Origin of the sequence: Pseudarthrobacter sulfonivorans, assembly GCF_031454915.1 — a bacterium.
Classification (GTDB): Bacteria; Actinomycetota; Actinomycetes; order Actinomycetales; family Micrococcaceae; genus Arthrobacter; species Arthrobacter sulfonivorans_C.
Genome location: NZ_JAVDRS010000001.1, coordinates 721,119 through 741,758 on the forward strand (window position 1 = coordinate 721,119; position 20,640 = coordinate 741,758).

Consider the following 20,640-nt stretch of genomic DNA (forward strand, 5'->3'; position numbering starts at 1 on the left):
TGCCACATTGGGGCAGCCGCCAACCACCGGATTTACAGGGAAAGGCCGACGCCGGCCGGTGCGGTGGGAGCAAAACGGCACCGCCGGCGTCGAACGTCCACCGCCCCGGGACGCTAAGATGGATGCCATGACTAGCATGACGGACCCTCTCGAAAACGACCCGATGCGTGAGCTTTCCGGGGCTGGAACGTCCACGGCCACTATTGAGCGCGAAGAGTTGCGCCAGGAAGTGGAGCCCGGTGACCGGGAACGCTTCGCGCACTACGTGCGCAAGGAAAAAATCATGGAGTCCGCGCTGACGGGTGACCCCGTTATTGCCCTCTGCGGCAAGGTGTGGACGCCGGGCCGGGATCCGCAGAAGTTCCCGGTCTGCCCCATGTGCAAAGAGGTTTATGAAGGCCTCCGCCCGGGCAACGACGGCGGCAAGGGTCCCGGAGGGGACTCAGGCAACAACAAATAGTGACGGAGACGCTCTTTGGCGGCCCCACCCTGCCCCCGGCTTATCCGGAACGCGCAGCCTGGGGAACCGCTCAGAAACTCCGTGCCTGGCAGCAGGAGGCCCTTGACCTCTACTTCAGGACCGGCCCGCGTGACTTCTTGGCCGTAGCAACGCCCGGCGCCGGTAAGACCACCTTCGCCCTGCGTGTGGCGTCCATGCTCATCGAATCCGGGGCAGTCAACCGGGTCACCATCGTGGCGCCCACCGACCACCTGAAGCGGCAGTGGGCGGACGCTGCTGCCAAGGTGGGCATCGCCATCGACCCGAACTTCAAGAACTCCGACGGCCAGCACGGCCGCGGCTTCGTTGGCGTGGCCGTTACCTATGCGCAGGTGGCCAGCAAACCCATGCTGCACCGGGCCAAGACCGAGGCCGCCCGCACGCTGGTGATCCTGGACGAAATCCACCACGGCGGTGAGGCCCTGTCCTGGGGCGACGGTCTCCGCGAAGCGTTTGATCCTGCGGCGCGGCGGCTGTCCCTGACAGGTACACCGTTCCGTTCCGACACCTCTCCCATCCCTTTTGTGGAGTATGCGGAGGACCGGGACGGCATCCGACGCTCCAAAGCGGACTACACCTACGGTTACGGCAACGCCCTGCGCGACCACGTGGTGCGGCCGGTCATGTTTATGGCCTATTCGGGGCAGATGCGGTGGCGCACCAGCGCCGGCGAAGAGATGGCCGCCTCACTCGGCGAGGCCGCCGTCACCAAGGACATCACCTCGCACGCCTGGCGGACGGCGCTCAATCCGGCCGGGGAATGGATCCCTGCCGTACTCGCCGGGGCGGACAAACGCCTCAGTGAGGTACGCCGCACAGTTCCGGATGCCGGCGGGCTGGTCATCGCCACGGACCACGAGGACGCCAGGGCCTACGCCGGGCAGCTGAAGCGGATCACCGGCGAGTCGCCCACCGTGATTCTTTCCGACGACGCGAAGGCCTCCAGCAAGATCGAGGAATTCACCGTGAGCGAGAAGCGGTGGATGGTTGCTGTCCGGATGGTGTCTGAAGGCGTGGACGTTCCCCGGTTGTCAGTGGGTGTGTACGCGACGTCCACCTCCACGCCGCTCTTTTTCGCCCAGGCGGTGGGCCGTTTCGTGCGTGCCCGGAAACGTGGTGAAACAGCGTCGGTCTTCCTGCCGTCCGTGCCTCAGCTGATGGCGCTGGCGAACTCCATGGAGATGGAACGGGACCACGCCCTGGACCGCCCCGAAAAGGAAGACAGCGACGGACTCTTCAATCCCGAGGATTCCCTGATGGCCGAGGCCAACAGGGAGGACAAGGCGTCGGACAGCCTCACTAAGGGCAAGTTCGAGGCCCTCGATTCGCAGGCGTCCTTCGACCGTGTGCTGTTCGACGGCGGCGAGTTCGGTACGGGGGGAGAGGTTGGCTCGGAGGACGAACTGGACTTCCTGGGCATCCCCGGGCTTCTGGACGCCGAGCAGGTGGGGACGCTGCTCCGGCAGCGCCAGCACGACCAGCTCAACCGGAAGAACCGGCGCGCACCGGCGGCTGAACCGGTCACGGCGGCTCCGGCCATCCCGGACCACCGGATGCTGATGGACCTGCGCAACGAACTGGCGAAGAATGTGGCGGCCTGGTCCGCACGGACCGGCACCCCGCACGGTGTGGTGCACACCAAGCTGCGGACGGTGTGCGGCGGACCACCTGTGGCCCAGGCGAACGAGGAGCAGCTCCAATCGAGGCTGCGGAAGCTGCAGGACTGGTTCATCGGGCGGAAATAGCCGCAACAGAGACCAGCGGCGGCCTAAAGCAGCAGTGGCTTAAAACGGGAGCGGCCCGGTGCAGAGCGCCGGGCCACTCCTGCAATTAAGCGCTCAGGCGACGTCCACGCCGCCGAGCTCCATTTCGGCAACAGCGTCGTCAAGGTCCTCGGCAATGCCTGCGGTCAGTTGCCGCACAACCGTCACGGAGTAGCCGGCCTGGACCGCGTCCAGGGCCGTTGCCAGGACGCAGTAGTCAGTCGCGATCCCCACCACCACGACATCTTCCACATCGTGGCTTTGCAGCCAGTCGTCCAGGCCGATGGCGTCGTCGGCGGGCGCGTAGGCGTCCGCATCTGCGGGCAGGGAGCCGGGCTTGCGGTCGCCGGTGGGCACAGCATCCTCAGGAGCCAGCAGGCCTTCGAATCCGGAATAGGCCGCCGTGAACTGGCCCTTCTGGAAATAGGCCTGGATGTACTCGGTGTCCAGGTCCGGGTGGAGCTCCGCGCCGCGGGTGCCGGCAACGCAGTGCGGCGGCCAGCTGTCCTTGAAGTCGGGAGTCTCGGAGAAATGCGCACCGGGATCGATATGCCAGTCCTGGGTTGCCACGATGTGGTCGAACTCGTTGTGGTGGGCGTCCACATATTCGCTGATTGCTCCGGCCACATCGGCACCGCCGGCCACGGCGAGGGAACCGCCCTCGCAGAAGTCGTTCTGGACATCGACAATGATCAGGGCGCGGGACATCAGTTCTCCTCATAGATGGTGGGAATTGCTGCTTCGCCGCGCTGCAGGCGGTTCACCACGGCGGGCAGTTCGGCCATGGTGTCGGCGTGCCGTTGGCGGGCGCGCATCACGCCCTCGTGTCCGGTCCAGCCCGGCAGCAGTTCGCCGTTCTTCATGAACTGCTGAAGCAGCGGCCGGTCGTTGCCGTCGTCCTCGGGGCGGTGGCCGATGCCCACGATCTCCTGGGTGGCAATCCCGCGCTCGTTGAGCTTGCGCAGCGCATACTTGCGGCCGCCCATGCTGGTTTTGTTCTTGGCCGCCTTCGCCACGGAGATGAAGTTGCCGGCGTCGTCCGCGCGGCTCACCAGCTTGTAGACCATGCTGGCGGTGGGAGCCCCGGAACCGGTGACCAGCGAGGTGCCTACGCCGTAGGAATCCACCGGGGCGGACTGCAGCGCAGCGATGGCGAACTCGTCCAGGTCCGAAGTGACCATGATCCTGGTGTGCTCGTTGCCCAGCTCGTCCAGCAGTTGGCGGACCCACGAGGCCTGGGCAACCAGGTCGCCCGAGTCCAGGCGGACGCCGCCCAGCTTGGGCCCCGCCAACTCGACGGCGGCACGGACGGCAGTTTCGACGTCGTACGTATCCACGAGCAGCGAGGTGCCCACTCCCAGCGAGGCGAGCTGCGCCTCGAACGCCTCCCGCTCGGTGTCGTGGAGGAGGGTGAAGGAATGCGCGGCGGTGCCCACGGTCTTGATGCCGTAGCGGATGCCTGCCTCGAGGTTGGACGTGCTGTGGAACCCGGCGATCACCGCGGCGCGGGCTGCCGAGGCGGCTGCCTCCTCATGTGTTCGCCGGGACCCCATCTCGATGCAAGGCCGGGTGCCGGCTGCCGTGATCATGCGCGAAGCCGCCGAGGCGATGGCGCTGTCATGGTTCAGGACCGAGAGGAGGTAGGTCTCCAGCATGCAGGCCTCTGCGAACGTGGACTCCACAATGAGGATCGGGGAGTTGGGGAAATACGCCTCGCCCTCCGGGTAGCCCCAGATGTCACCGGTGAACCGGTAGTTCGCCAGATAGTCCAGGGTGTCCTGGTTGACCACACCGGTGCGGCCGAGGAAATCGAGCTCCGCTTCGCCGAAGCGGAAGTCGGCGATGCCTTCGAGGAGCCGGCCAGTGCCCGCCACAATGCCGTACCGCCGGCCGTCCGGCAGCCGCCGCGCGAAGGCCTCGAAGACCGACCGGCGGTGCGCTGCGCCCGAATGGAGCGACGCCTGCAGCATGGTCAGTTCGTAGTGGTCTGTATACAGGGACGCGCGGGGATGGTCCCAGCCGGCAGAGGTACTCACAAAATTCACTCTAGTCCCCACCGGCTCCCTCGTCTCGCTTCGCTTCGCCGCGGGGCCCTCGCCAGCGTGGGCCCATCCGGCGTGGGCCCATCCTCCCCATAGAATGGACAGATGACCTTAAGCGTTGCGCTCGGCCCTGACACCCAGGAGGGCACCCGGACCGGGACAGAGGCGTCCACAGACTCCCTGACCGCCCCGGACATCCCCTGGAACCTGGTGATCTGGAACGATCCCGTCAACCTGATGAGCTATGTCAGCTATGTTTTCCAGAGCTACTTCGGCTTTTCCGAGACGAAGGCCAACAAGCTCATGATGGAGGTCCACAAGAAGGGCCGGTCCATCGTTGCCCACGGCAGCAAGGAACAGGTTGAACGCCATGCGGTGGCCATGCACGGCTTTGGGCTGTGGGCCACTGTGGAGAAGGCCGCGGGTGGAAACGGCGGCAATTCAGGGAAATCCGGCGGGTCCGGGCAGGGCAAGGGGAAACGTGGCTAAGGCATTCAAATACGGGCTCAAAGGCATCACCGGATTCCTCGAACCGACCGAGCGTGAGCTGCTCCGCAGCCTGATCGACGACGTCATCTCCATGCTCAAGCCAGCCGAACACGCCAGCCAGGATCCGCTGGCCGCCCTGATCGGGCTGGACATGGATGTCCAGGAACCCACAGACCGTGCGGTTAAGCGCCTCCTTCCCAACGTGATGAAGAACGACGACGGCGCGTCCCTGGAATTCCGTCAGCTCACCGAGCGCTCGCTGCGGGAAACCAAGATCGGCGCGCTCCGGGCTGCGGCACTGGATCTGGACAAGGACGAAATCGTCCTCACCGCCGAGGGGGCCCGGCACTGGTCCATGGCCCTGAACGATGTCCGCCTGGTGCTGGCGGAGCGCCTGGACATCCGGGACGAGGAAGACGCCGAACACGTGCACCTCATGCAGGACTGGTCCCAGGCCGAGGACGTGGAAAGCTACCTCGCGCTGGTGTACAACTTCTCCACGTGGCTGCAGGAGTCCCTGGTGCAGGCCATGCTGCAGTCCCTGGATTCGCGCGCCTGAACTGCGGTCCTGCCGCCCGCTGATCCACAGACCAGGCTGCAGTGTGACAAATTCGACATGAGTTCGGCGCCACAATGTGATGGCTGCGGCCGCAGGGAAGACCTATCCTCGAATAATCATGACAACAGCCTCGAGCATGGACCCGGCAGCGACTGCAGCAGGGGAGTCCGCAGCCAGCAACAGCGCCGGCGTGGGATCCCGCCCCATTGGCGTCTTTGATTCGGGCGTCGGCGGACTGACGGTGGCACGGTCCATCATCGACCAGCTGCCCAACGAGTCCATCCTTTATGTCGGGGATACCGCCAACGGGCCGTACGGGCCGTTGCCCATCGCCGAAGTCCGGGCGAACGCCCTGGGCGTCATGGACGAACTGGTGGACTCAGGCGTCAAGCTGCTCACCATCGCCTGCAACTCGGCGTCGGCCGCTGTCCTCCGGGACGCCCGCGAACGGTATACCGCCAAGTACGGCATTCCCGTCATCGAAGTGATCCAGCCCGCGGTCCGCCGAGCAGTCGCGGCAACCCGCAGCGGCCGGGTCGGCGTCATCGGAACCTCAGCCACCGTAGGCTCCCGCGCCTACGAGGATACTTTTGCGGCCGCGCCGGACCTCACCATCACCTCAGTGGCCTGCCCCCTGTTCGTCAGTTATGTGGAAGCCGGCGTCACCACCGGACCGGAGCTGCTTGCCGTCGCGGAAGAGTACCTGGCCCCGCTGAAGGCTGCGGGCGTGGACACCGTGGTCCTGGGCTGCACGCACTACCCGCTGCTGACCGGTGTCATCTCCTTTGTGATGGGCGACGCCGTGACCCTGGTGTCCAGCGCCGAGGAAACGGCCAAGGACGTGTACCGGGCGTTGGTCACCCACGACCTGCAGCGCAACATCGCGGCACCGCCAGAGCATCACTTCATTGCCACCGGAGACGCCGCCCAGTTTGAGACGCTGGCCCGCCGGTTCCTGGGCCCGGAAGTGCTGTCCGTCGAACATGTGGACCACGTGGCCGCCCAGTACCCCACCGGCAGCCTGGCCCGCATCACGCCGGAGATGATCGAAGCCGCCCAGCGTGCCAGTGACCGTACCGGCAGGTCAGGGCAGCGGATTTCCAACTTTGTGGGTGCCCACCGGGCCGGAGGTCCTGCCCTGTGAAACTGACCATCGTAGGCTGCACCGGTTCCTTTCCGGGACCCGGATCCCCGGCGTCGTGCTATCTCCTGACCGCCAGCGACGGCGAGCGGACGTGGAAGATCGTGATGGATCTGGGCAGCGGAGCTCTGGGGGCCATCCAGCGCTACACCGACCTTGAGGACATCGACGCGATCTTCCTGACCCACCTGCACCCGGATCACTGCATGGACCTCTGCGGCCTGCATGTGGCGGTCCGCTGGAAGCCCGGCGGCTGGGGACGCGGCCGGATCCCGGTGTGGGGTCCCGCTGCCACCGCCGACCGGATGGCCACTGCCTACGGGCTGGACCTGGATCCGGGGATGCACGAAGAATTCGATTTCACCAACTGGACCGAACGCGAGCCCGTCACCGTGGGGCCGTTCACCGTGACACCATTTGCCGTCAACCATCCAGTGGAGGAAGCCTACGCCCTCCGGGTGGACGTCACCGAGCCGGACAAGGAAGGCAACCCGGTCAGCCGGGTCCTGACGTATTCGGGCGACACCGATTCCTGTGCGGGGCTGGAGGAAGCGGCCAAGGATGCGAACCTGTTCCTCTGCGAGGCGGCGTTCGAGGAAGGCCGGGACGACGCCATCAAGGACGTGCACCTGACCGGAAAACGCGCCGGGGAGGCAGCAGCGGCTGCCGGGGCCCGCAGGCTCCTGCTCACGCACATTCCGGTGTGGACCTCGCCGAGCACGGTTATGGCCGAGGCCCGGCCGGTCTTCGCGGGCGACGTGGCGGTTGCGGTGGCCGGAGTGCATTACACGGTTTAGCTTGGGCTCCCGTTAAGTCGGCTCCCGCTGCCTGGCGTCACCAGACCGTCCCAGGACCACTGCGGGATGGGCCCTGCGGTCCATTTCTTCGTGCGGGCCGTTGCCGCTGTGCATCCGGACCACCGAGGTTTCGTCGCCATAGGAGTTTGAATACAGGGGCGGACCGCCGAGCGCTTCGGCCCAGTAGGCGGCGAGACGCCGGCTGTGCCCGGGATGGAAGCCATGACTGAAGGCGTGGCTGACCACCTCGTCAGCCATCACCCTCGTATGCCACGCATCGGCCAGCCGCAGGAAAAAACCGGCACCGCCGGCAGCCTCGAACACCGTCTGCATGCTGCAACGATGGCATGCCCCTCCGCCGGGCGGAAGGGCTGGCGGAGGCAGGGCTGCCCGCGTCGAGTCTAAGAGCTGTGAGTCGATAAGCTTGCAGTATGACTTCTGAAGCCACAACTGTCCCCGTAGTGCGTGCCGATGGCCGCGCCCCCGACCAGCTCCGCCCCATCAGCATTACCCGCGGATGGTCCAAGCAGGCCGAGGGATCGGCCCTCATCGAGTTCGGCAACACCCGGGTCCTGTGCACGGCTTCCCTGACCGCCGGTGTGCCGCGCTGGCTCAAGGGCGAAGGCCGCGGCTGGGTGACGGCCGAATACGCCATGCTTCCGCGTGCCACCAACACCCGCTCCGACCGCGAATCGGTCAAGGGCAAAATCGGCGGCCGGACCCACGAAATTTCCCGCCTGATCGGCCGGTCGCTGCGTTCCATCATCGACACCAAGGCCCTGGGGGAGAACACCATCGTGCTGGATTGCGACGTCCTCCAGGCGGACGGCGGAACCCGTACGGCCGCCATCACGGGCGCCTACGTGGCCCTGGCCGACGCCATCCGCTTCGCCCGCGAGAACAAGCTGATCGCCAGGAATGCCCAGCCCCTCGTGGACACCATCGCGGCAGTGTCGGTAGGCATCATCGACGGCGTGCCCATGCTGGACCTGCCCTACGTTGAGGACGTCCGCGCCGAGACCGACATGAACGTTGTGGTTACCGGATCCGGGAAATTCGTCGAAGTCCAGGGCACCGCCGAGGGCGCTCCCTTCGACCGCGACGAGCTCAACCAGCTGCTGGACCTTGCCCTCCTGGGCACCACCCAGCTGGCGGCGATCCAGCGCGAAACCCTCGCGGACGCCCTGTGAGTCTGGCTGCCCCCGGCAGCGCGGCCCAGGGCGGGGCGGCCCAGGACGGCGTAGCGCCGCGGCTCGTCCTCGCGACACACAACAAGGGCAAGCTCCGGGAGCTCCGCGAGCTCCTGCGCGGCCAGGTTCCCGGGCTCGACGTCGACACCCAGGTGGTGGACGCCGCGGCGGCAGGTGCGCCGGACGTCGTCGAAACGGGCGTGACGTTCGCCGAGAATTCGCTCCTGAAAGCGCGGGCCGTCGCGGAGGCCACCGGCCTGGTGGCCATTGCCGACGATTCGGGGCTGGCAGTAGACGTCCTGGGCGGGGCACCGGGAATCTTCTCCGCCCGGTGGGCTGGCCGGCATGGCGACGACGCCGCCAACCTCAGGCTCCTGCTGGACCAGCTCTCTGACGTTCCGGACGCGCACCGCGGTGCGGCATTCGTCTGTGCCGCGGCGCTTGCTGTCCCCTCCGCGCGCAGCGCCGGCCACGAGGTAGTGGAGTACGGCCAGCTTGAAGGCACGCTGCTGCGTGAGCCGCGGGGCGACGGTGGCTTCGGCTACGACCCCGTCCTGCAGCCTGTGGGCGAGGACCGCAGCTGTGCCGAGCTCTCGCCGGAAGAGAAAAACGCGATCAGCCACCGCGGCAAGGCTTTCCGGGCACTCCTGCCTGCCATCGTCGAGGCCCTGGCACGGTAGTAGGGCATGGGCTGTCAGCCCCGCCGGGGTAACGACTGAGGGAGCCACACAGCGTGTGGCTCCCTCAGTCGTTACCGAAGATTGTGCTTGCTGGACTTAGTCCAGGTTGGTTTTACGTTCCTCGTGGGGAGCATGCTCTTCAATGAACTCGTCCACCGGATCTGTGCCGAACCGGGCGGCCTGGCGCTTGGCCGACAATCCCCTGAGGATCTCGATTCCGATCGGAATCACGGAGATCAGCACGATGGTGATGAAGATGATGTCGATGTTGTCGCCTACCCAGCTGAACTGGCCCAGCCAGGCACCCAGGAGCGTGACGCCGCCGCCCCACAGCAGCGCGCCGATGACGTTGTAGAGGAAGAATTTGCGCTTGTCCATCTGGGCCACGCCCACGATAACGGGCACGAAGGTCCTGATGATCGGGACGAAGCGGGCAAGAATCAACGCCTTGCCGCCGTGCTTCTCGAAGAACGCATGGGCACTTTCAACGTTCTCACGCTTGAAGAGCCGGGATTCGGGCTTATTGAAGATGGCTGGGCCGGCTTTGGACCCGATGAGATACCCGGTCTGGTTGCCCACGATCGCGGCGACGATGATCAGCCCGCACATGCCCCACAGGTTGAAGTCGATGGCGCCGGTGGAGACCAGCAGGCCAGCGGTGAACAGCATCGAATCACCGGGCAGGAAGAAGCCCACCAGAAGGCCGGTTTCGGCGAAGACGATGGCGCAGACCAGCAGGACCACCCACGGTCCGAGCGGGGAATCGCGGAGGAAGACGTCGGGGTTCAGCCAATCGGGCAGGAACGACGCCAGCTGTGGCTGGATGGGTCCCGCACCTCCCAGCATGGGCACGGCAAAGTCGCTGATCGCATGAAAGTTCACCTCCTCAGGGTACTTGACGCACCCCGACCAACAGGTCGTATGGTTAGTTACATAAGTAACTAACCAGTGAGGCTCGCTCGCCCGCTGGATCACAAAACGCGGGGTGGCAGCAGTGATAGACGACAGCAGGCCGATCTTCCTGCAGATCGCCGCCCTGATAGAGAACGACATCGTTGACGGGAACCTGCCGGAGGAGGCCCAGATACCCTCCACCAACGAACTTGCGGCGTTCCATCGGATCAACCCCGCCACGGCTGCCAAAGGAGTCAATCTGCTGGTGGAAGCGGGAATCCTCTACAAACGGCGGGGCATAGGCATGTTTGTCTCCACCGGTGCCCGGGCCGCCCTGCTCGCGCGGCGCACGGAAGAGTTCTTTGAACAGTATGTGCGGCCGCTGGCCGCGGAGGCCCGCAAGCTGGGAATCCCCGCGGACGAGCTCAGCCGCATGATTATCCGCGGCGCGAACGGTGCGGCGGCGGCAGATGGCACCAAGGAAAGGAGCGCGGCATTGTGAACGGAACAGTGGTTGAAGCGAGGAATCTCACAAAACGCTATCGGGATGTCCTCGCCTTCGACGACGTCAGCATCACCCTGTCCGCAGAGCGGATCTATGGCCTGCTGGGCCGAAACGGAGCCGGAAGACCACGCTGATGTCCGTGCTCACAGCGCAGGCGTTCGCGAGCTCGAGGGAGGCACGGGTCTTCGGCGAAGAAGCCTACGAAAACGATAGGGTCCTGTCGCGGCTCTGCTTCATCCGTGAATCGCAGAAGTATCCGGACGACTTCACCGCGGGCCATGCCTTCAAGGCCGCACGGCTGCTCTTCGGCAACTGGGACCAGGCGTTTGCAGAGCAACTCATCGACGAGTTCCGCCTCCCGGTCAAGCGGCGCATCAAGAAACTGTCCCGCGGGCAGCTCTCCGCCGTTGGCGTCATCATCGGGCTCGCATCCCGGGCAGAGATAACGTTCTTTGACGAGCCCTATCTGGGGCTGGACGCCGTGGCCCGCCAACTCTTCTATGACCGGCTCCTGGCCGATTTCACCGGGCACCCTCGGACCATCGTCCTGTCCTCACACCTGATCGATGAAGTGGCCAACCTGCTCGATCACGTGATCGTGATCGACGAAGGGAAGATCCTCATCGACGCCGAAGCCGAAGCGCTGCGGGGCTCGGCGGCGACGGTGATGGGCCCGGCGGCCAAGGTGGACGCGTTCCTCAACGGGAAGAAGCTCCTGCACCGTGAGTCGATCGCCTCGCTGGCCTCCGTCACCATCGAGGAGGTCCTCAGCCCGGCCGAGCGAGCCGAGGCGGCCACCCTGGGGCTGGACGTTATGCCTGTTTCGCTGCAGCAACTCGTTATCCGAAAGACGAGCGGCAACCACGGCGGCCGGCAATTACCGGCCAGCGGCACTGAACTCGATGCATTGGAGGCATCACGATGAGCAGGGTATTGGCCGTGGCGAGGATGCAGCTTGTCACCAAATGGACCTACCTGGGGAACCCGCTGATCATCCTCGCGGCGGCCTTCCTGCTGTCCCTCGCCATCTTCGCGCTGATCCCTGTGGACGAGGCCAAATACGGCGGCGGCAGCCAGGCGCCGCTCTGGTACTTCCTGGTGCTGGGCATCCAAAGCATGACGCTGGCCTTTCCGTTTTCGCAGGGCCTGAGCGTCAGCCGCCGGGCCTTTTACCTGGGGACTCTGGGCCTCTTCGCCGTTCTTGCGGCCGGTATGACCGCAATTTACCTTCTGGGCGGGATAGCCGAGCGGGCCACCGGCGGCTGGGGTGTCAACGGATTCTTCTTCCACATTCCCTGGATCTCCGATGGGCCCTGGTACGGCACGGCGGCGTTCTATTTCACGCTGATGATGCTGATGTTCATCGTCGGGTTCTGGTTCGCCACGGTCTACAAGCGCTGGGGCACTACGGGCATGCTCATTTCCCTGATCGGTTCGGCCGTGCTGCTGCTCGGCTGGGTGGCGCTGGCCACTGTCAATGGGTGGTGGGGAAGCATTGGGGGCTGGTTTGTCCAGCAGACCCCACTCACCACAGGTGCCTGGGCTGCCGCCCTGTGCGTGCTGCTGGCCGGCGGCTCCTACCTGACGCTGCGGCGGGCCACGCCCTGACCTGCCGGACCCCCTTTATGGACCCCCTTTATGGAGGAGGCGGCGGGTGATATCCACGACAGGGCCGCCCCGGTGACACGGGAACGGCCCTGTCCGGCGGTAAAGTATGGGCCGTGGGACTGGACTTTACGGCGATCGACTTCGAGACGGCAAACGGCTTCCGGGGCTCGCCGTGCGCGGTGGGCCTGACAAAGGTACGCGGCGGGCGCGTTGTGGAGGAAGCCTCCTGGCTGATGCGGCCCCCGGCAAACCACGACCACTTCGAATACCACAACGTCCGGATCCACGGCATCCGGTCCGAGGACGTTGCCGGCCTGCCCCGGTTCGGGGAACTGTTCCCTGAGATCGGCGCCTTCATTGGCGGGGACATCCTGGCAGCCCACAACGCCGCCTTTGACCTCGGCGTGATCCGGTCCGGCCTTGAAGTCTCAGGCCTGGCGGGGCCCGCCTACGAATATGTCTGCACCGTGATGCTGTCCCGGCGCTGCTATTCGCTGGTCTCCAATTCCTTGCCGTTCGCGGCCGAGGAAGCCGGTGTGCCGCTGGTCAACCACCACGACGCCGCGGAGGACGCCCGTGCCTGCGCCGGCATCCTGATTGACATTGCCGCCCGGAACAACGCCAACAGCATCGCCGAGCTTTACCTTTCCCTGGGCCTTGAGTTGCCCCGCCAGGAATCCTTCGACCCGGCGTATGATGACCTCTCCAAACCCAGCCTCGCCGCACTCTCCGGCGCCGCTGCCGGCCGCAGCGGCGCACCGGTGCGGCCGTTCCTCTCCGGCTGGCCGGAGGAGGGGGCCAACCCGCTTCCCAACGCCGACGCTGCGCCGTCCCACCCGCTGTACGGCCAGACTGTGGTCTTCACCGGCGAGCTGGCCATGGGCCGGCCGGAGGCCAAGGTGCGATCGGCCGAGCTGGGTGCCCGGCCGGAAAGCCGGGTGACTGCCCGCACCACCGTGCTGGTGGTGGGTGACGGGTTTGTGGCCTCGGACCTGCGGTCCGGACGGCTGACAGGCAAGGCGCGGCGGGTCCTGGAGCTCCACGACCGTGGCCAGCCCATTGAGGTTCTCTCGGAAGGCGAGTTCCTGCAGATGGTGGGCGGCTACGCCGGCGCAGCGGCCCTCTAGTTCATCCGGCGCAACAAATCTTCCCAGGCGTACAGGCGGCTCCTAGCCTTGCAGGATGAGCAAACCGACGCACGGCCCCGGCAGCGGTATCGACTGGTCCGCCGTGTTTGCCTTTCCCAACCCCGTCAATGAGTACGCTGCACGGATAACCGCCGGCCTGGTGGTGATCCTGGCAGGTGCCACACTGCTGACCGGATCCGGGTGGGGGCTGGTCCTGATCGCCGGTGGATTCTGGCTTCGGGTGCTGTTCGGACCACGGATTTCGCCGCTGGCTCTCCTGTCGGTGAAGGTCCTCGCGCCCCGGCTGGGCCGCGCACGCCTGGTTCCCGGGCCGCCGAAGCGTTTTGCGCAGGGAATGGGCACAGTGGTCTCCACCACGGCGCTGATCCTGTTCGCCGTTGGCGCCGCGCCGGCCGCCTGGATTGTCCTCGCGGTCCTCATCGCGGCGGCCTCGCTCGAAGCCTTCGCCGGATTCTGCCTGGGCTGCGTGATCTTCGGAGTCCTGCAGCGCCGCGGCCTGATCCCGGCGGAGATCTGCGAGGCCTGCAACAACGTGGCGCTCAGGCGGTCGTAACACCCACCAGCAGATCGGCCATGCCGCGGATGACTTCCGGCGCTTCGAGTGCTTCGAGCCATTCCTTGGGCAGGCACTCCTCGCCGTAGAAAGCGCCCAGGATGTTTCCCGCGATGGAACCCGTGGAGTCGCTGTCGCCGCTGTGGTTCACCGCCAGGGCGATGGCAGCCCGGAAGTGATCTTCCGGCGACAGTGCGGACTTAGATGCCGGTGCCGTGGCCAGGGCCGCGTAAAGCCCGACGGCGAATGCTTCCTCGGCGACCCACCCTTCACCCAGTTGCCGCACCAGCTCCTCCGGCGCCAGGACCCCTGCAGCGGCACACCGGATTGCTGCCTCAAGCCGTTCCGGGAGTTCCGCCGCCACATCCTTGAAGCCGCGCACCTCGTTCAGCACTGCCGTCGCCGCGTCCTGCAGGCTGTCGCCGGACACCAGGCGGTGAATCAGCAGGCTGAAGCCGCCGGCACTCTGCCGGGCGGAGGGATGGCCGTGGGTCAGGGAGGCGGCGTCGGCACTCAACTTATAGACGGCGTCGGACGCTATGTGGGGAATCAGGCCGAACGGCGCGGACCGCATCACTGTTCCGCAGCCCTTCGAGTCCGGGTTCACCGGCCGGTAAACGGTCCCCATTTCGCCGGTGGCCAGTCCGCTGATGCACGCGTTACCCGGTGCGCGGCGGTGCCTCAGGACCTCATGGCCGTCGATCCATCGCTTCGGCTGCACCGGGGACGACGACGGCACAGGTTCGCCCTGGGTGTCCAGCCATCGGAGGTAGGCCAGCCAGAGACAGGCGTTCACATCGGCGCCCACACCGTCGTTGGCCCATTCCAGCGCCTCCACCAATCCGTCCACCGTGTACAGCGTCATCTGGGTGTCGTCCGAAAAGTGACTGCCGCCGTCGAGCATCGCGGGATCCGTCACGCCTGCGGGGCCGAAGCGCCCGCGGATCGCCTCGATGGAATCGAACTCCACCGCGTAGCCCAGCGAGTCACCCAGGGCGCCGCCCAGCAGGCAGCCGTGGATTCGGGACGTCAGCGAGGGCGCGGCGGCGCCCGGATCAATGCTCATACCAGCCAATTTACCGTGACGCGAAGGCAGCCCGTGCCGCCTGCGGTCCAGGCCATCCACTAAGCTCAGACTCAGCCAACGCCCAGAATTCCTTGGCACAATGCAGAGGCCGCCGCGGACACCCCGCCGGCCCCAGACTTTGCCGCGCAGCGACGCTCCAACGATAAGGATTGCCCACTATGACCACGCCTGTTCCCGTCCATCACGATTCCGCCTCCGGGCCGGCAGCAGGCAACAGTACGGGCGTCCGGCACGGGCTGGTGTCAAGGCTGTCCGCAGAAGCGTTCGGCAGCCTCTTCATTGTGGTGGCGGGCCTGGGTGTGCCGCTGTTCTCCATTCCCCAGTCAAGCCCCCTGCCGGCCGCGCTCGCAGCAGGCCTGGCCGTGACTGCGGCCATGCTGGCTTTCGGTTACGTCTCAGGGGGCCACTTCAACCCCGCCGTGACGGTGGGCCACGCGGTGGCCGGCCGGATCCGCCTGGGGGACGCGGCGGCGTACATCGCCGCGCAGCTGGTGGGCGGGCTGCTGGGTGCCCTGGCATTGTTTGGCATCCTCCGGACCCTGCCGGGCATCCAGGACAGCAGGACTGCATTCGATACCGTGACTGCCGGCTTCGGCGAGCATTCGATCATTCAGGCGCCGCTGGCGGGTGTGCTGCTGCTGGAGGTACTCGGCGCCGCCATCGTGGTAGCTGTCTTCCTGGGCACCACCGCCCGCAACAACATGAATAAGGCCGCCGCTGCCCTTTCCGTGGGTCTCGCCTTCGCCGTTCTGCTGCAGCTTGGCCTCTCCGTGGGCAACGCCCCGTTCAACCCGGCGCGCGCCACCGCCTCCGCCGTGTTCAGCTCCAGCTGGTCCCTCGAACAGCTGTGGTTGTTCTGGGTTGCCCCTATTGTGGGTGCAGCGATCGCCGGCCTCGTCTTCCGCGGCTTCGCCGCCGGGGACGCTCCCGCCGCAGGTTCCGTTGCCGACACCGAAGCTGATGATGCTGCTGATTTTGACGATGTTGAAGATCGCGACGCCGAGGCTCACGACATTGAATTTTCCGATGCCGAGGCCCCCGAGGTCCCTGCTGCAGCCGCCGTGCAGGAGCAGGCCCGCCGCGACGAGGCCCAGGAGTTCTTCGACGGAAAGCGCGGCCAGTAGCACTGGCGCCACCCAAGCCAGGGACGGCCTGCTGCGGCGGTTGCCTAAACTGTCAGTGGCAGCCGATAGCGTAGGAATATGCGGTTATTGCACACATCGGACTGGCATTTGGGCCGGTCGTTCCACGGCGTCGGAATGCTGGACGCCCAACGGTCATTTGTTGATCAGCTCGTCAGCGCCGTCTCCTCGCAGGCGGTTGACGTTGTCCTGATCGCCGGTGATGTCTACGACCGCGCCCTGCCCGGCGTCGACGTCGTGCGCTTGCTGGATGACGCCCTGGTCCGGCTGACCGCGGCGGGTGCCCAGGTGGTGCTGACCAGCGGCAACCACGACTCCGCCATCCGCTTGGGCTTCGCCTCCCGCCTGCTGGAGCGTGGTGGAGTGCACCTGCGGACCAGGCTGGCGGACCTGGACCAGCCCCTGGTCCTGCCCCTGGAGTCGCACGCAGACGCTGACCTGGGGTCCAGCGGGAGCAAGGACAACGGTGCCGTTCTGGCCATCTACGGAATCCCCTGGCTGGAACCGCGCCTTGTCGCCGAGCAGCTCGGGGCAGAGCCCGCAAGCCACTTTGCGGTTACCCGCGCCGCTACCGACCGCATCCGGGCGGACCTCGCACTGCGCAGCGCCGGGGGAACCGTGCATTCCGTTGTGCTCGCCCATACGTTCGCCAGCGGCGGGATCAGCTCCGACAGCGAACGGGACCTCAGCATCGGGGGAGTGGGTGCCGTTCCGCTGGACCTGTTCGATGGCTTCAGCTACACCGCGCTGGGCCACCTGCACGGCCGGCAGACTCTGTCGCCGCAGGTCAGGTATTCAGGCTCGCCGCTGGCCTACTCGTTCTCCGAAGCCAAACACACCAAGGGAAGCTGGCTGATTGACGTGGGCCCGGAGGGCGTCACCAACGTCTCGGAACTGTCGTGGGACGCTCCCCGGAAGCTGGCGGTGCTTCGCGGCGGAATCACCGAGCTCCTGGAGTCCGAGGACCACGCCTGGGCTGAGGACGCCTATTGCCAGATCACGCTGACCGATGCGCAACGGCCGCAGCAGGCCATGGAGCGGCTGCGCGCGCGTTTTCCGGACACCCTGGTCCTCGGGTTTGATCCGCAGGGCGGCTCCGCCAAGGCGTCAACGAGCTACAGCACCCGGCTTGCCGAGGCCCAGGACGACCTGTCGGTCTGCTGTGGTTTCCTGGACCACGTCCGGGGACGGGACGCGGATGATGCCGAGCGGCTGGCCCTCGCCGGAGCGCTGGACAATGTGCGTCTCCGGGAGGCCTCGCTGTGAGGATCCACCGCCTGACTATTTCCGCGTTCGGGCCGTTTGCCGGCACCGAAGAGGTTGATTTCGACAGGTTGAGCGCCCACGGGCTCTTCCTGCTGAACGGGCCCACGGGAGCCGGCAAGACCAGCGTGCTGGATGCTGTCTGCTTCGCACTGTACGGATCCGTGCCGGGCGCCCGCCAGGAAGGCAAGCGCCTCCGCAGCGACCATGCCGAGCCGGCGCTTGAACCTTCTGTCACCTGCGAGTTTTCTGCACAGGGACGCCATTTCGAGGTCACCAGGTCTCCTGCCTGGGACAAGCCCAGCGCCCGCGGCAAAAACGGCTTCACCACCCAGCAGGCCAAAACCCTCCTGCGGGAACGCGTCGGCGGGGCCTGGACTGACAGGTCCGGACGCAACGACGAAGCCGGTGCTGAAATAACTGCCCTGCTGGGCATGGACCGGGAGCAGTTCACCCGGGTTGTTATGCTGCCCCAAGGCGACTTTGCCGCCTTTCTGAGGTCCAAGGCATCAGACCGCCTGGAATTGCTTCAGAAGCTTTTCGGCACGCAGCGGTTTGAGGCACTGGAGCTGGAACTGTCCGCCCAGGCCCAGGCCGCGCGGAACGATGTTGCAAAGCTCAACGGGGAGCTTGAACTGCTGGCCGCCCGTGCGGAAGCCGAGGCTTCGGCGCTGGCCATTGATGATGCTGCCCCCGCTGGCCCAGGCAGCGGCTCAAGCAATGGCTCCGGTGCCGACGCTGCCGCCCCTGGCGTGGCGGGCGCTTCCCCGGAGGAACCCGGCGCCCGGATCGGCTGGCTCCAGGCAGCGGCAGCACGGCGCGCGGCGGAACTGTCCGCAGCGGCGGAGGCCGCGGCGTTGGTGAGCCAACACGCATCAGGCACGCTGGAAAGCGAAACGGCGCGGCGGGAACGGCAACGCAGGCTGGCCGCCGCCAAGGCTCGGAAGGAGGCCGCTGAGGCGACTCTTCCGTCCTTGGAGGTACACGCCGCACGGCTCGAACAACACCGTCGCGCTGAGCTGCTCACCGGGCAACTGCAGGCCGTGCAGTCAAGCGAAACCCAGGTTCGGAACGCGGCCGGCGCCATGGAATCCGCCGTCACGCTGCTGCGGATGGCTGCGGGCGAAGACCCCGAACTCGAACACCTGGACCTTTCTGCTTTGGACCCTGGCGGGGATTTGGACTCGGCCGCAACCGCCGCCGGAGTGCATCCCGTGGGGAGCGTTGATGACGTCCCGGCCCTTAACATCACGGGTGAGCTCGGCCGCATCCGGTCACTGCTGGCCGTCGTTGAAGCCAGGTTGCCGGACGAAGAGCGCCTCCAGGCACTTGGCGCCAGACGCACGTCGCTCGCGACGCAACAGCAGGAACTGACCCAAACCGGTAGCGAACTGGTGGAGCGGCTGGGGATCCTGCGCGCGGAGCAGGAACACCTGACGGCCGGACTGAAGCCCCTGGAAGTGCTGGCCTCGGCCGCCGTCCTCCACTCGAAGGAGGCGGCTGCCGCGGAAGAACTCCTGGATGTGGTCCGCCAGTACACGGCGGCAGTCACGGCGCAGGAACAGGCCGCGCAGCGGCACTCGGCTTCCCGGGAGATCCAGCTCGAGACGAAGGCCCGCTGGCTGGACCTGCGTGAGGAAAGACTTGCCAATGCTGCCGCCGAACTCGCGGCCCAACTCGCAGAGGGGGATCCCTGCCCGGTCTGCGGCAGCCAGGAGCATCCGGCTCCCGCACAGGCTGGAGCGTCTGCGCTGGGACTCAGCCAGGCCGAAGAAGCCGCTCAACACGTCTATGAGGAAGCTGAGGCGAAGCTGGCAGCGCTCAACACCGCGCTGGGCGAGGCGAACCAGTTGGTGGCTGTCCTGGCCGGCCAGGGCGGTGACACTCCTGAGGACGAGGCTGTCCAGGCGGCGGCAGCCGCCCGCCACGCCGCCGGACAGTCCCAGCGCGCTGTGCAGGACCTTGCGGACCTCCGGAAGCAGATTGAAGCCGTGGAGGCCCGGATTGCAGCCGCGGAAACCGCCAGGAACAGCGGTGCGGCCGAGCTCGCGCAGGTTACCGCTGCGTCGGCGGAGGTTGCTGACAATCTGGCATCCCTGGACCAGGCTCTGTCCGGGCTGCGTGGGGGTCACCGCAGCCTTACGCGCAGGCTGCGGTCGTTGCAGGATGCCGCGGCCACACTGGAGAAGGCGGAGGAAGCACGGGACCTGCTGGAGAAGGCCAAAGCCCGGGCGGAGGAAGCCCGCCTCCAGCTTGAGAGGGCCTTGCCCGAATCGGGCTTCGGTAGTGCCGGGGAGGCCAGGGCCCAGCTCCTGGCGGGCTCAGAGGCAGCTGCCCTGCAGGCCAAGGTCAGGGCCGGCCACGATGAACAGGCACGGATTGCCGAGCTGTTCGCATCGGAGGAACTGCGGTTGGCCTTAAATGAAGCGGCTGCAGATCCCGTAGCCGACGAGGACCTGCTGGCGGAACTTCAGAACGCCGCCGCGACGGCCGGGCAGGAGGCGCGGGACGCCGACCTCGCCGCCGCCATGGCTGCACGCTGCGCTGGGTTGCTGGCCACGATCCGCCAGGACTACGAACAGCTCGCCGGAACCGGACGGGGACCGAGGGAGCACGCGCTGCTGCTCACAGCGCTGGCAGACACCGCTGCCGGACGTGGCGAGAACACGTACCGCATGAGCCTGAACAGCTATGTCCTCGCGGCACGGCTGGAGCAGGTGGCTTTGGCGGCCTCGGAACGCCTCGTAGCCATGAGCGACGGCCGCTACCTGCTGCAGCATTCCGATGCCAGGGCTGCACGCGGCGCCAAGTCCGGGTTGGGCCTGGAAGTGGTGGACCAATGGACCGGGCACCGGAGGGACACCTCCACCCTCTCCGGCGGTGAATCCTTTATGGCATCGCTCTCCCTCGCGCTGGGCCTGGCGGACGTGGTCCAGCAGGAATCCGGCGGCATCCAGATAGACACGCTCTTTGTGGATGAAGGCTTCGGCAGCCTGGATGAGCAGTCCCTGGAACAAGTCATGGATGCACTGGAAGGCCTCCGAGACGGCGGGCGCGTTGTGGGCCTCGTCAGCCATGTGGGGGAGATGAAGCAGCGCATCGGCACCCAGCTCCAGGTGCTCAAGGGCCGCGACGGTTCCACCCTCCGCATTTCGGACGCCGCCGAGGTGCTGGTGTGATCCGGCTATAATTGGACGGTTACCGGGTCGCGCGCATCGGGAGGAGGGACGATGCGCATTAGTGAACGAGCCCGGAATCTTGAACCCTTCGCCCCTGTCTG

The 20,640-nt window shown here is 66.5% G+C and carries 20 protein-coding genes and 1 pseudogene; 16 read left to right on the plus strand and 5 right to left on the minus strand.

Annotation, left to right across the window (positions count from 1 at the left end; translation table 11 throughout):
• Positions 1–118 precede the first annotated feature (118 nt).
• Positions 119–460, plus strand: a complete 342-nt coding sequence (locus J2808_RS03265; RefSeq protein WP_309811535.1) for a DUF3039 domain-containing protein — start codon at positions 119–121, stop codon at positions 458–460.
• A complete protein-coding gene (locus tag J2808_RS03270) occupies positions 460–2,244 on the plus strand; it encodes a DEAD/DEAH box helicase (protein ID WP_309811536.1) in 1,785 nt (594 codons plus the stop codon). Before J2808_RS03265 ends, J2808_RS03270 begins: the two co-directional genes overlap by 1 nt.
• Before the next feature lie 93 nt (positions 2,245–2,337).
• Here the strand turns inward: J2808_RS03270 and J2808_RS03275 are convergent, their stop codons facing one another.
• On the minus strand, positions 2,338–2,970 hold the full coding sequence (locus tag J2808_RS03275) for an isochorismatase family protein (protein WP_309811539.1): 633 nt from the start codon (positions 2,968–2,970) through the stop codon (positions 2,338–2,340).
• Positions 2,970–4,298 (minus strand): nicotinate phosphoribosyltransferase, encoded by a 1,329-nt coding sequence (locus J2808_RS03280; protein WP_309811541.1) that lies wholly within the window; start codon positions 4,296–4,298, stop codon positions 2,970–2,972. Before J2808_RS03280 ends, J2808_RS03275 begins: the two co-directional genes overlap by 1 nt.
• 111 nt (positions 4,299–4,409) lie before the next feature.
• Between J2808_RS03280 and clpS the strand changes: the two genes are divergently transcribed.
• The 4 genes from clpS to J2808_RS03300 all read left to right on the plus strand — a co-directional run bounded on the left by clpS (position 4,410) and on the right by J2808_RS03300 (position 7,290).
• Entirely contained in the window at positions 4,410–4,793 is a 384-nt protein-coding gene (gene clpS, locus J2808_RS03285) for an ATP-dependent Clp protease adapter ClpS (protein ID WP_309811544.1), read from the plus strand.
• Entirely contained in the window at positions 4,786–5,352 is a 567-nt protein-coding gene (locus J2808_RS03290) for a DUF2017 domain-containing protein (protein WP_309811546.1), read from the plus strand. The genes clpS and J2808_RS03290 overlap by 8 nt, the downstream gene beginning before the upstream one ends.
• A gap of 136 nt (positions 5,353–5,488) precedes the next feature.
• On the plus strand, positions 5,489–6,496 hold the full coding sequence (gene murI / locus J2808_RS03295) for a glutamate racemase (RefSeq protein WP_309811857.1): 1,008 nt from the start codon (positions 5,489–5,491) through the stop codon (positions 6,494–6,496).
• The gene (locus J2808_RS03300; protein ID WP_309811549.1) at positions 6,493–7,290 is read left to right on the plus strand and encodes an MBL fold metallo-hydrolase; all 798 of its coding nucleotides are present in this window, start codon (positions 6,493–6,495) and stop codon (positions 7,288–7,290) included. Before murI ends, J2808_RS03300 begins: the two co-directional genes overlap by 4 nt.
• Before the next feature lie 12 nt (positions 7,291–7,302).
• Here the strand turns inward: J2808_RS03300 and J2808_RS03305 are convergent, their stop codons facing one another.
• A complete protein-coding gene (locus J2808_RS03305) occupies positions 7,303–7,623 on the minus strand; it encodes a globin domain-containing protein (protein ID WP_309811553.1) in 321 nt (106 codons plus the stop codon).
• Between the two features lie 98 nt (positions 7,624–7,721).
• On the opposite strand from J2808_RS03305, the gene rph reads away from it, so the two are divergent.
• Both rph and rdgB read left to right on the plus strand, forming a co-directional pair.
• Positions 7,722–8,480: a ribonuclease PH gene (gene rph, locus J2808_RS03310; protein ID WP_309811555.1), complete on the plus strand. Its 759-nt coding sequence runs from the start codon at positions 7,722–7,724 to the stop codon at positions 8,478–8,480.
• Positions 8,481–8,482: 2 nt separating this feature from the next.
• Positions 8,483–9,160, plus strand: a complete 678-nt coding sequence (gene rdgB, locus J2808_RS03315) for an RdgB/HAM1 family non-canonical purine NTP pyrophosphatase (RefSeq protein WP_309811860.1) — start codon at positions 8,483–8,485, stop codon at positions 9,158–9,160.
• Between the two features lie 96 nt (positions 9,161–9,256).
• Here rdgB and J2808_RS03320 read toward each other — a convergent pair whose 3' ends face one another.
• On the minus strand, positions 9,257–10,027 hold the full coding sequence (locus J2808_RS03320; protein ID WP_309811862.1) for a VTT domain-containing protein: 771 nt from the start codon (positions 10,025–10,027) through the stop codon (positions 9,257–9,259).
• A 118-nt stretch (positions 10,028–10,145) separates the two neighbouring features.
• On the opposite strand from J2808_RS03320, the gene J2808_RS03325 reads away from it, so the two are divergent.
• From J2808_RS03325 to J2808_RS03345, 5 genes and pseudogenes are all read left to right on the plus strand, one after another.
• Positions 10,146–10,556 (plus strand): GntR family transcriptional regulator, encoded by a 411-nt coding sequence (locus J2808_RS03325; RefSeq protein WP_309811557.1) that lies wholly within the window; start codon positions 10,146–10,148, stop codon positions 10,554–10,556.
• Positions 10,553–11,484: pseudogene (locus J2808_RS03330) on the plus strand (ATP-binding cassette domain-containing protein). Before J2808_RS03325 ends, J2808_RS03330 begins: the two are co-directional and overlap by 4 nt.
• Entirely contained in the window at positions 11,481–12,167 is a 687-nt protein-coding gene (locus J2808_RS03335) for a hypothetical protein (protein WP_309811560.1), read from the plus strand. Before J2808_RS03330 ends, J2808_RS03335 begins: the two are co-directional and overlap by 4 nt.
• Before the next feature lie 113 nt (positions 12,168–12,280).
• Positions 12,281–13,294 (plus strand): 3'-5' exonuclease, encoded by a 1,014-nt coding sequence (locus J2808_RS03340; protein WP_309811561.1) that lies wholly within the window; start codon positions 12,281–12,283, stop codon positions 13,292–13,294.
• 55 nt (positions 13,295–13,349) lie between these two features.
• A complete protein-coding gene (locus tag J2808_RS03345) occupies positions 13,350–13,868 on the plus strand; it encodes a DUF4395 domain-containing protein (protein ID WP_309811564.1) in 519 nt (172 codons plus the stop codon).
• Here J2808_RS03345 and J2808_RS03350 read toward each other — a convergent pair.
• Positions 13,855–14,934 carry an ADP-ribosylglycohydrolase family protein gene (locus J2808_RS03350; RefSeq protein ID WP_309811567.1) on the minus strand — a complete coding sequence of 360 codons (1,080 nt, stop codon included), beginning with the start codon at positions 14,932–14,934 and terminating at the stop codon, positions 13,855–13,857. The genes J2808_RS03345 and J2808_RS03350 overlap by 14 nt on opposite strands.
• Before the next feature lie 179 nt (positions 14,935–15,113).
• On the opposite strand from J2808_RS03350, the gene J2808_RS03355 reads away from it, so the two are divergent.
• The 3 genes from J2808_RS03355 (at position 15,114) to J2808_RS03365 (ending at position 20,539) form a co-directional block, all read left to right on the plus strand.
• Positions 15,114–16,079 carry an aquaporin gene (locus J2808_RS03355; protein ID WP_309811569.1) on the plus strand — a complete coding sequence of 322 codons (966 nt, stop codon included), beginning with the start codon at positions 15,114–15,116 and terminating at the stop codon, positions 16,077–16,079.
• A 78-nt stretch (positions 16,080–16,157) separates the two neighbouring features.
• Entirely contained in the window at positions 16,158–17,363 is a 1,206-nt protein-coding gene (locus J2808_RS03360; protein ID WP_309811572.1) for an exonuclease SbcCD subunit D, read from the plus strand.
• The gene (locus J2808_RS03365; protein ID WP_309811574.1) at positions 17,360–20,539 is read left to right on the plus strand and encodes an SMC family ATPase; all 3,180 of its coding nucleotides are present in this window, start codon (positions 17,360–17,362) and stop codon (positions 20,537–20,539) included. Before J2808_RS03360 ends, J2808_RS03365 begins: the two co-directional genes overlap by 4 nt.
• The last annotated feature ends 101 nt before the right edge of the window (positions 20,540–20,640 follow it).